This window comes from Streptomyces sp. NPDC037410 (genome assembly GCF_055602235.1).
Window position 1 is genome coordinate 53,311 of sequence record NZ_JBVJWR010000002.1, and the last position, 9,076, is coordinate 62,386.

The window sequence follows — 9,076 nt, forward strand, 5'->3', positions numbered from 1 at the left end:
CTCCCTTCTCGGCGTCGTCAGAACGGTAAGGGCGGTCGCACGGGCCGTCGCGCCGGACGGGGCGAACGGGTGGGGGCCGCCGCCGGACGGGTGTCCGGGCGGCGGAGGGGCGGGCCTGCGGCGGCCGCCCGGCGGAAGCGGGCGCGCAGGGCAGGCGGGTGACAACCGGGCTGACCCATCCGAGTAATCGTCAGATAAGCACCCCGGACGGGCTTGACCTGGGGTTCCGTCGGCTCAGGCGACTCCGTCCCCGGCGTGTCGCCTCACCGGGGTGGCCCAGTGCCGACATGCACGGCTCGCACCGGCTTGTGATGGTTCGTCATGGAAGGCGTACTCGTCGAATCTCCCGGAGCACCGCTTTGGGGCGTCTTCCACTGGAGGTTCAACCATGCGTGCTGCACGCACTCTGGCGGTGGCCGCCACCGCGCTCGCTGCGGTCGGGCTCGCGGCCCCCCTCGCCACCGCCACCAACGGGCCGAGCAACGTCACCATCAACCAGTTCCAGCCCGAGCGGGGCGGTGACGGCTCCAACGGCGTCACCGTGTCCCCCTTCGCGGTCCACCAGGGCGGGATCCTCACCATCACCGTCCGGGGCTGCGCCGGTGGCACGGTCACGTCCAACGCCTTCGCCACGGTCACGCTCGGCCCCGCCGTCAACGGCGTGTCCACCGCGACCGCCCGCATCTTCGACAACGCCACGCCCGGTCAGTACAACCTGGCGGTCCAGTGCAACGGCCGTACGCTCACCCAGCCGTTCCGGGTCATCGCCGGACAGGGCGCGGCCGGCGGTCTGGGCGGTTCGATGGCTCCCAGCTCCGCGGAGATGGCCGTCGGCGGCGGCCTCGTCGCCGCGGCCGCCCTCGGCGGCGGGCTCTTCGTCGTCCGCCGCCGGCGTGTGACCGGCGCAGGGGTCTGACCGGCCGAACCTCCCGGTCGGCCCGCTGTGCCCGCCGCCCCCGAGTCCCTTCAGGGACCCGGGGGCGACGGGCGTCCGCGGACGCCGTACACCGCTCCGGTCCGGGCCACCGGCACCGCCCGGTCCGCCCGCTCAGTGACGCCGGCGGGCGCCGGAGCGGCGCCGGACCACGTAGACGATGCCCGAGGCCGCGGCCAGGGCCAGCGCCCCGCCCGCCGCCAGTTCGGTGGAGCTGGGGCCCATCGAGCCGCCGAGACCGCCCCGCACCCCGCGCGGGGGAGCGAGGACCGTGGCGCTGATGGTGGGAGTGGCGGTCGACGTACCGCTGATCGACAGGGCGACGGTGTCCTGCACGCCGCCCGTGCAGTTGAACAGCACCGTGTACACGGCGCCGCGCTTGGCGTCCGTGTCCACGGTGACGGTCACCGACGCACCCGGCGCGATGGTCGCGGTGTCGAAGATGCCGGCGGAGGCCGTCGCCGTACTGGCGCAGCCCGGGGCGCTCAGCGTCAGCCGGCCCCCCGGGGCGACGACCGAGGGCGACACGACGAAATCGCCCGGTGCCTTGGCCCTGGCCACCCGCGAACCGGTCGCGGGAGCACCGTCCGCCGCGAGGGCGGCGGGGGTGGCCAGAGCCAGGGCGGCCGCCCCCAACAGGGCAGTGGACGCGGCACGTATCGCGCGCATGGTGAATCCTCCGGGTCCCGAGGGGCAGCCGCGGAAGGGGGTTCCCGCGAAGGACCGTGCCCCTCGATGCCCGAAACGCTAGGAGCGCATTACCACAGCCGCGATCCCAGACGTGCGAATGGGGCACCGTTGTCCCCCGGGCGGCCCATTCGTACGTATCGGCTCACTGGGTGACCTGCGGGAACAGATCGAGGAACGGCGCGGCGGTGGCCGAGATGCCCCGGCCGAAGGGTGCGTCGAAGTCCCAGATGAGGAAGAGCAGGAAGGCGATCAGGACGCTGAAGAGCCCGGCGAGCAGCAGCTCCCGGCCGGTCCTGCGGATCTGCAGCGTGAAGATCAGACCGACCGTCACCAGGGCCCCGATGATCAGGCCGAACCAGACGACGCCCGGCATCGTCTCCCCGGCGCTCTGCCCGCGTGCGCCCCGGGCGTCGTCGGCGGCGCCCACCTGGTCCACCAGCGGCTGGTACGCCTGCCCCTCGAAGTCGTTGGCGGGCTGGTAGTCGGTGACGCTGCGCCGGACCTTCTCCAGGAGCGCGGTGCCCTCGTCGCTGAGCTCGCCCGTCTCGGACATGTGCGTCCACTCGTCGTGGACCACGTACGACACGTACGCGTCGACGTCGGCGCGGATCCTGTCGCGGACCGCCGGCGGGTACACCTCGGCGCGCGCCGAGATCTCGTGCATGGCCTGGGCTTCCTGCCGCACGGTCTCCTGGGCGGCCCCCCGGGCCTCCCAGACGCCGGCGATGGCGAGACCGAGCACGATCGCGTAGATCACGCCGATCATCATCGTCATGTACTCGATGACGTCCGGGGTCTCGCTGGGGTCGTCGTCCTCGGGGAGCCGGCGGTTGTTGATGACGACGATGGTGAGCACGACGGCGCAGGCGGCGGCCATCGCGAGGGAGAGAACAAGCCATTCGGACACGGATTCTCCGGCGGGATTCAGAGGGTCGACGGGTGAGTCGACGGGTGAGGGGGACGGCGGGTCATTTGGACCGGGGGCGCAGGATCGCGGTCGCGAGCACGGCGGGGGCGGTGATCATCAGCGTCGCGGTGACGACGGAGGTGCCCCCCTTCTGCTTGGTGTGCGTCACGGGGCGGTAGTGGGGCAGCGCCACGGGGGACGGCGGCCGGGGCCGCACGGTGGGCGGCGGGGTCGGCGACGGCGCGGGTGGCGCGGGCGCCGGTTCGGGCGGCCTCGTGGTCGAAGGCGCGGGGGACGGCGGCGCGGGGCGCGGCGGAACCGGCTCGGGCGGCGGGGGCGACTCGGGCTTGGGCGTCGGCTTCGGCCTCGGCGGCGGAGTCGGCTCGGGAGTCGGCTTCGGGGAGGGAGCCGGGGGCTCGGGCGTGGGAGACGGCGGAGGCGTCGGCTTCGGGGTGGGCGTCGGGCACGGCGGGGACGGCTCGGGGTGGCAGGGATGGGGGTGGTCGTGATGGTCGTGACCCTTGCCCTTGCCGTTGCCGTGGTGCTCGTGACCCTTGCCCTTCCCGTGGCCCTTCCCGCCACCGTTCCCCTGGCCGTCGCCGTTCCGGTCGTCGTCGTGGTGGCCGCCGCCGGCGACGGCCACCACGATCTGGGAACCGCCCGAGTCGGTCGAGGCGTAGGCGCAGGCGTCGGCGGCGACGGGCACCGGTGTGGCGATCAGCCACACGAGCCCGAGGGCCGCAAGCAGCCGCGCGAGGAGTGATGCGTACGGAGACACGCCGTCGAGCTTGATCACAGAGCCGGCGCGCCGGGGCGGAAACGGCCGGGATTCGTCAGATGGAGGGGATCTCCGGATGTGCGGGTTTGACGTTTCGCCGGGTGTCGGAGGTGGATTCGGCGCAATGCCCGGTATTGGCGGGCGGGTTGATTCCGGACGGGTGGCCGACAGGGCCCGTTCAGGCCTTCCGGCACAGAACTGTCCGGTTGTCGCCCTGTCGGCCGGGGTGGCCGACAGGGCATCCTGCACCGGCGACCGGGCCCGGACGCGGCAACAGCCGAGGTACGGACGGGACCTGGGGCACCGTCGGGCGCGACCGGCACGTCCCCGGAAGCCGACGCACGATCATATGCACGTGAATTTGCACAGCCTGAAGGCGTGAAGTCTGCGTTCCAGGAGCACGTGCCAAAGGCGTGTGACCAAGAACGGACCGCTAATTTCCGTTTCTACTCGCTCTCTCGGCGGGTGATCAGTAGCCTCACCTCGAACACCGGCCGCGAACACATGGCCGCATCCCCCATGGCGACTTGTTGGAGACATCGATGGAGCGTCCCGCCTGGGCTCCGCCCGGTATCGACATTTCGGTACCGAGCGTGTCCCGTATGTACGACTTCTATCTGGGCGGCTCGCACAATTTCGAAGTGGACCGGGAAGCGGCCCGCAAGGCCATGGAGTTCATGCCTGGCCTGCCCAAGATCATGCAGGCGAACCGCGCCTTCATGCGGCGCGCCGTCCGCCACGCCGTTGACAACGACGTCACCCAGTTCCTCGACATCGGCTCCGGCATACCCACCTTCGGCAACGTGCACGAGGTCGCCCGCGCCGCCGACCCCGCCGCCCGGGTCGTCTACGTCGACCACGACCCCGTCGCCGTGGCCCACAGCCGCGCCGTCCTTGAGGGAGACGACAGCGCGGCCGTCGTCCCCGCCGACCTGCGCAAGCCGGCCGACATCCTCCACAGCCCCGAGGTGACCCGGCTCCTCGACCTGGACCGGCCGGTGGCCCTGCTGCTCGTCGCCGTCCTGCACTTCCTGGAGGACCAGGACCGGCCGTACGAGGCCGTCGCCGAGCTGATCGACGCCCTCGCGCCCGGCAGCCTCGTCGTCCTCACCCACGCCTCGTACGAGGGCATCCCGCTCCCCGAGGAACAGGCCGGCGGCACCGTCGGCGTCTACCGCAACATCCGCAACCCGCTGGTGATGCGGTCGAGCGCCGAGATCACCCGCTTCTTCGACGGCACCGAACTGGTCGAGCCCGGACTCGTCCCGATGCCGCTCTGGCGGCCGGACAGCCCGGCCGAGGAGGAGGATCCGTACGCCTTCTCCGGGTTCGCAGGGGTGGGGCGCAAGGCGTGAAGGTCCCGTCGCAGCCGTCCGGCGCCGTCGCCGAAGCCGACGGCCCGGAGGACAGACTCAGGCGGTTCGTCACCATCTGGAGCCGGGCGATCTTCCCCGTCACCGCCACCTCGCTGACCCGCGCCGAGTTCGAGGGGCATCTGCTGCCGCTGGCCCGCACCCTGTGCGACGCCCTGCACGCCCGGCCCTTCGACACGGCACCGGCCCAGCGCACCGGCGCGGCCCTCGTCGGCGCCCACTGCACCGACCCGGACGCGCTCGGCCGCAGCCTCGGCGTCGTCGACTCGTACCTGGTGCTCTACTGCGGTGCGGAGTCGGACCTCGCCGCCGAGGAACTGCGCGCCCGCTGCGCCCGGCTCCAGCACGCCATGGCCACCGGCTACGCGCAGGCCCTGCGCGAGCGGACCCTCGCGGAGCAGGAGGCCATCGCCCGCTCCGCGCTCGCCGCCCGCAGCGCCGCCGAGATCGCCCTGCACGCCACCGAGAGCCGCTTCCGCGCGGTCTTCGACGGGGCGGCGATCGGCATCGGCATCGCCGACCTCGACGGCAACGTCCTGGAGGTCAACGAGACCCTCACCCGCATGTTCGGCGGCATGGAGGGCCCGCTCCGCAGCCGCAAGGTCAGCGAGTGGGTGCACCCGGAGGACGGGCCGCACGTCTGGAAGCTGTACGAGGAGCTGGTCCGCGGCGAGCGCGAGCACTACCGCGTCGAGAAGCCGTACTACCGGGGTGACGGAACGGTTCTCTGGACCAACCTCACCGTCTCGCTCCTCCGCGACGCCGACGGCCGCCCCCAGTACCAGCTGGCCCTCATGGAGGACACCACCGAACGGCGCCTGCTCCATCTGCGCCTGCGGTACGAGGCCACCCACGACGCGCTCACCGGACTGCCCAACCGGACCCTGTTCTTCGAACGCCTGGAGAAGGCGCTCGCCCCCGGCGACAACGCCCGCTTCGGCCTCTGCTACCTCGACCTCGACGGCTTCAAGGTCATCAACGACAGCCTCGGCCACTCCACCGGCGACCGGCTCCTCGTCGAGGTCGCCGACCGGCTGCAGAGCTGCGTCACCGGGGCCGGCGAGATGGTCGCCCGCCTCGGCGGCGACGAGTTCGTCGCCCTCACCACCGGCGCCGGCGGCCAGCGGGACGTCACCGACCTCGCCGACCGCATCCTCGCCGCCCTCGCCACCCCCCTGCGCATCGACGGCCGCGAACTCACCGTGCGCGGCAGCCTCGGCATCGTCGAGGGCCCGGCGGGGGAACGCACCCCGGCCGAGGTGCTCCGCAGCGCCGACATCACCATGTACCGGGCCAAGTCGGCGGGCGGCAACCGCTTCGAACTCGCCGACCCGGAGGCCGACGCCCGCGCCATCACCCGGCACGGGCTCACCACGGCCCTGCCGACCGCACTGGAGCGCGGCGAGTTCTTCATCGAGTACCAGCCGCTCGTCCACCTCGACGACGGCAGCGTGCACGGCGCGGAGGCCCTCGTCCGCTGGTGCCACCCGCAGCACGGCGTCCTCGGCCCCGACCGCTTCATCCCCCTCGCCGAGGACACCGGCCTCATCGTGCCGCTCGGCCGCTGGGTCCTCCAGGAGGCCGTCCGCCAGGCCCGGTTCTGGCAGACCCGGCACTCCGACGGCGGCCCGCTCCGGATCAACGTCAACCTCTCCCCGACGCAGCTCCACCACCCGCGCCTGGTCGCCGACACGGTCGACGTCCTGGAACGCTCAGGCCTCGAACCGGGCGCACTGTGCCTGGAGGTCACCGAGTCGGCCCTCATCGGCGCCGACGAGGACCTGCTGAAGCCGCTGCGACAGCTCGCCGAGATGGGCGTCGACATCGCCCTCGACGACTTCGGCACCGGCTACTCGAACCTGGCGAACCTGCGGCGGCTGCCGGTGAGCGTCCTCAAGCTCGACCGGTCCTTCACCCGCGGGATGCAGCAGCACCCCGTGGACCCGGTCGACCTCAAGATCGTCGAGGGGATCGTCTCGCTGGCGCACAGCCTGGAACTCGCGGTCACGGTCGAGGGCGTGGAGACGGGGGCGCAGGCACGGCAACTCCGCGACCTCGGCTGCGACACGGCCCAGGGCTGGTACTACGCCCGCCCGGGGGCGCCGGACCGGATCCATTCGCTGCTCCTGGCGGACGCGGTCTGACGCCAGGGGGCCGCGCCCCTGCCCGTGTGGGCCCGCGCCCCGCGCCCGTGTGGGCAATCGTCCCGCAGGGCGGGACGGGTGGGCACACGGGACGGCGCCCTTAGCGGCGCCTCCGCGTTCCGCGCCCTGACCCGCACCACGTTGTGCGCCGCACATGCGGGTCCAGGCGCGGAACCTCTGGCGCCGGCAGGGCGCGGGCCCGTTGTGCCCACCCGTTCCGCCCCGGCGGAACGATTGCCCACAACGGGGCGGGGCGCCGCCCGTAGCCGGTTCAGGTGCGGCGTAGCAGCAGGTTCTGGAGTTCGCGGGCCGCTCGCGGTGGGGCCACGTCGCTGCGGTGGGCGAGGGCGATCGTGCGGCGCAGGCCCGGGCGGGCGAGCGCCGTCACCCGCAGGTCCCGCCCCGCCCGCGCCGCCACCATCGCCGGCACGACCGCGACCCCGAGACCCGCCCGTACGAAACCGAGGACCGCGTCCAGCTCCCCGCCCTCGACGGTGAACGTCGGCTCGAAGCCCTCCGCCCGGCAGGCCGCCACGGTCAGTTCCCGCAGGTCGTAGCCGTGCCGGAACATGACCAGGGGCTGTTCCCGCAGGTCCGCGATCCGCACGGGCCGCCGCGGCGCCGGCTCCGAGGCGGCGGAGACGACCACCAGGTCCTCTCGGAGCAGCTCGACCGTCGTCAGGGCGGGGGAGGGGGAGGGGAGGGGCAGCACCACAAGCGCCAGGTCGAGCGCGCCGCGCGCCAGCTCCCGTACGAGATCGTGCGAGCCGCCCTCCTCGATGAGGAGCTCGATCCCCGGATGCAGGTCGTGGAAGGCCCGCAGCACGTCCGGCAGGAGCCCCGTGCACAGGCTGGGCGTCGCGCCGAGCCGCACCCGGCCCCGCTTGAGCTGCGCCAGCTCCTGTACCTCAAGGCGCGCCGTCTCCGTGTCGGCGAGGATCCGGCGGGCGAGCGGCAGCAGGGCCTCGCCCGCGTCGGTGAGGGTGATGTTCCCCCGGGCCCGGCTGAACAGCTCCGCGCCCAACTCCTGTTCCAGCGCCTTGATCTGCTGGGAGAGCGAGGGCTGCGAGACATGGACGCGCTCGGCGGCCCGGGTGAAGTGCCGGGTCTCGGCCACGGCGACGAAGTAGAGGAGCTGCTGGAACTGCATGACCCCAGCGTAGGGGATACGAATAGGTGCAGCCTATCGAGATCAGCCGGACCATGTCTTGGACCTCTCGGGCCCTCCGGCCCTAGCGTCGAGGACATGGCTCTGGCACCCACGAGGGAGCGGACGGCCTCCCGCCCGACGTCCCCCACACCGACACCGTCCCGTGGCTTCTGGTCGTCGACCATCGGCAAGAAGACGGTCATGGCCGTCAGCGGACTGATCATGCTCGGCTATCTCGTCGCGCACGTCGCAGGCAACCTCAAGGTCTTCTTCGGCCCCGAGGAGTTCAACGCCTACGGCCACTGGCTGCGCGTCATGGGCGCCCCGGTCCTGCACCACCACTGGGCGCTGTGGATCGTCCGGATCGTGCTCCTCGCCGCCGTCGTCGCCCACGCCGTCTCCGCGTACCAGCTCAGCCGGCGCGACCTGAAGGCCCGCCCCACCGCGTACGTCCACCGCCGCAAGCGCGCCTCGTACGCCACCCGCACCATGCGCTGGGGCGGGATCATCCTCGGCCTCTTCATCGTCTGGCACCTCCTCGACCTGACCACCGGCACCGTCCACCCCGGCGGCTTCGAGGAGGGCAAGCCCTACCAGAACGTCATCGACACCTTCTCCACCTGGTACGGCGACGTCGTCTACATCGTCGCCATGCTCGCCCTCGGCCTCCACGTCCGCCACGGCTTCTGGAGCGCCGCCCAGACCCTGGGCGTCGGCAACGCCCGCCGCGAGCGCCTCCTCAAGGCGCTCGCGAACACCCTCGCGCTCGTCCTGACCGCGGGCTTCGTCTCCGTCCCCGTCGCCGTCATGACCGGAGTGGTGAGCTGACATGAGTTACCTCGACTACGTCACCGGCGAGCCCATCGCCGACGCCAAGGCGCCCACCGGGCCCATCGCCGAACGCTGGGACGCCCGCCGCTTCCAGGCCAGGCTGGTCAACCCCGCCAACCGCCGCAAGCACCGGATCATCGTCGTCGGCACCGGCCTGGGGGGGGGGGGGGGGGGGGGGGGGGGGGGTGGGGAGGGGGGGGGGGGGGTGGGGGGGGGGGGGGGGGGGGACGAGGCCCTGTCCAAGCGGCTCGACGCCGACTCCGCCGACG

The 9,076-nt window shown here is 72.7% G+C and carries 8 protein-coding genes; 4 read left to right on the forward strand and 4 right to left on the reverse strand.

Annotated elements, in window-relative coordinates; all coding sequences use genetic code 11:
- The first annotated feature begins 388 nt into the window (after nt 1–388).
- A complete protein-coding gene (locus tag ACZ7HT_RS03180) occupies nt 389–916 on the forward strand; it encodes a hypothetical protein (protein ID WP_471159159.1) in 528 nt (175 codons plus the stop codon).
- A gap of 132 nt (nt 917–1,048) precedes the next feature.
- On the opposite strand, the gene ACZ7HT_RS03185 is transcribed toward ACZ7HT_RS03180, so the two are convergent.
- The 3 genes from ACZ7HT_RS03185 to ACZ7HT_RS03195 form a co-directional block, all read right to left on the reverse strand.
- Nucleotides 1,049–1,603 (reverse strand): hypothetical protein, encoded by a 555-nt coding sequence (locus tag ACZ7HT_RS03185; RefSeq protein WP_471159160.1) that lies wholly within the window; start codon nt 1,601–1,603, stop codon nt 1,049–1,051.
- Nucleotides 1,604–1,766: 163 nt separating this feature from the next.
- Nucleotides 1,767–2,531 carry a bestrophin-like domain gene (locus tag ACZ7HT_RS03190; protein ID WP_471159162.1) on the reverse strand — a complete coding sequence of 255 codons (765 nt, stop codon included), beginning with the start codon at nt 2,529–2,531 and terminating at the stop codon, nt 1,767–1,769.
- Nucleotides 2,532–2,592: 61 nt separating this feature from the next.
- Nucleotides 2,593–3,309 (reverse strand): hypothetical protein, encoded by a 717-nt coding sequence (locus ACZ7HT_RS03195; RefSeq protein WP_471159164.1) that lies wholly within the window; start codon nt 3,307–3,309, stop codon nt 2,593–2,595.
- 542 nt (nt 3,310–3,851) lie between these two features.
- Here ACZ7HT_RS03195 and ACZ7HT_RS03200 point away from each other — a divergent pair.
- A complete protein-coding gene (locus ACZ7HT_RS03200) occupies nt 3,852–4,664 on the forward strand; it encodes an SAM-dependent methyltransferase (RefSeq protein ID WP_471159166.1) in 813 nt (270 codons plus the stop codon).
- Nucleotides 4,661–6,826: a putative bifunctional diguanylate cyclase/phosphodiesterase gene (locus tag ACZ7HT_RS03205; RefSeq protein ID WP_471159168.1), complete on the forward strand. Its 2,166-nt coding sequence runs from the start codon at nt 4,661–4,663 to the stop codon at nt 6,824–6,826. Before ACZ7HT_RS03200 ends, ACZ7HT_RS03205 begins: the two co-directional genes overlap by 4 nt.
- A gap of 271 nt (nt 6,827–7,097) precedes the next feature.
- Here ACZ7HT_RS03205 and ACZ7HT_RS03210 read toward each other — a convergent pair whose 3' ends face one another.
- A complete protein-coding gene (locus ACZ7HT_RS03210) occupies nt 7,098–7,976 on the reverse strand; it encodes a LysR family transcriptional regulator (RefSeq protein WP_471159170.1) in 879 nt (292 codons plus the stop codon).
- Between the two features lie 201 nt (nt 7,977–8,177).
- On the opposite strand from ACZ7HT_RS03210, the gene ACZ7HT_RS03215 reads away from it, so the two are divergent.
- A complete protein-coding gene (locus tag ACZ7HT_RS03215) occupies nt 8,178–8,804 on the forward strand; it encodes a succinate dehydrogenase (RefSeq protein WP_471160033.1) in 627 nt (208 codons plus the stop codon).
- The last annotated feature ends 272 nt before the right edge of the window (nt 8,805–9,076 follow it).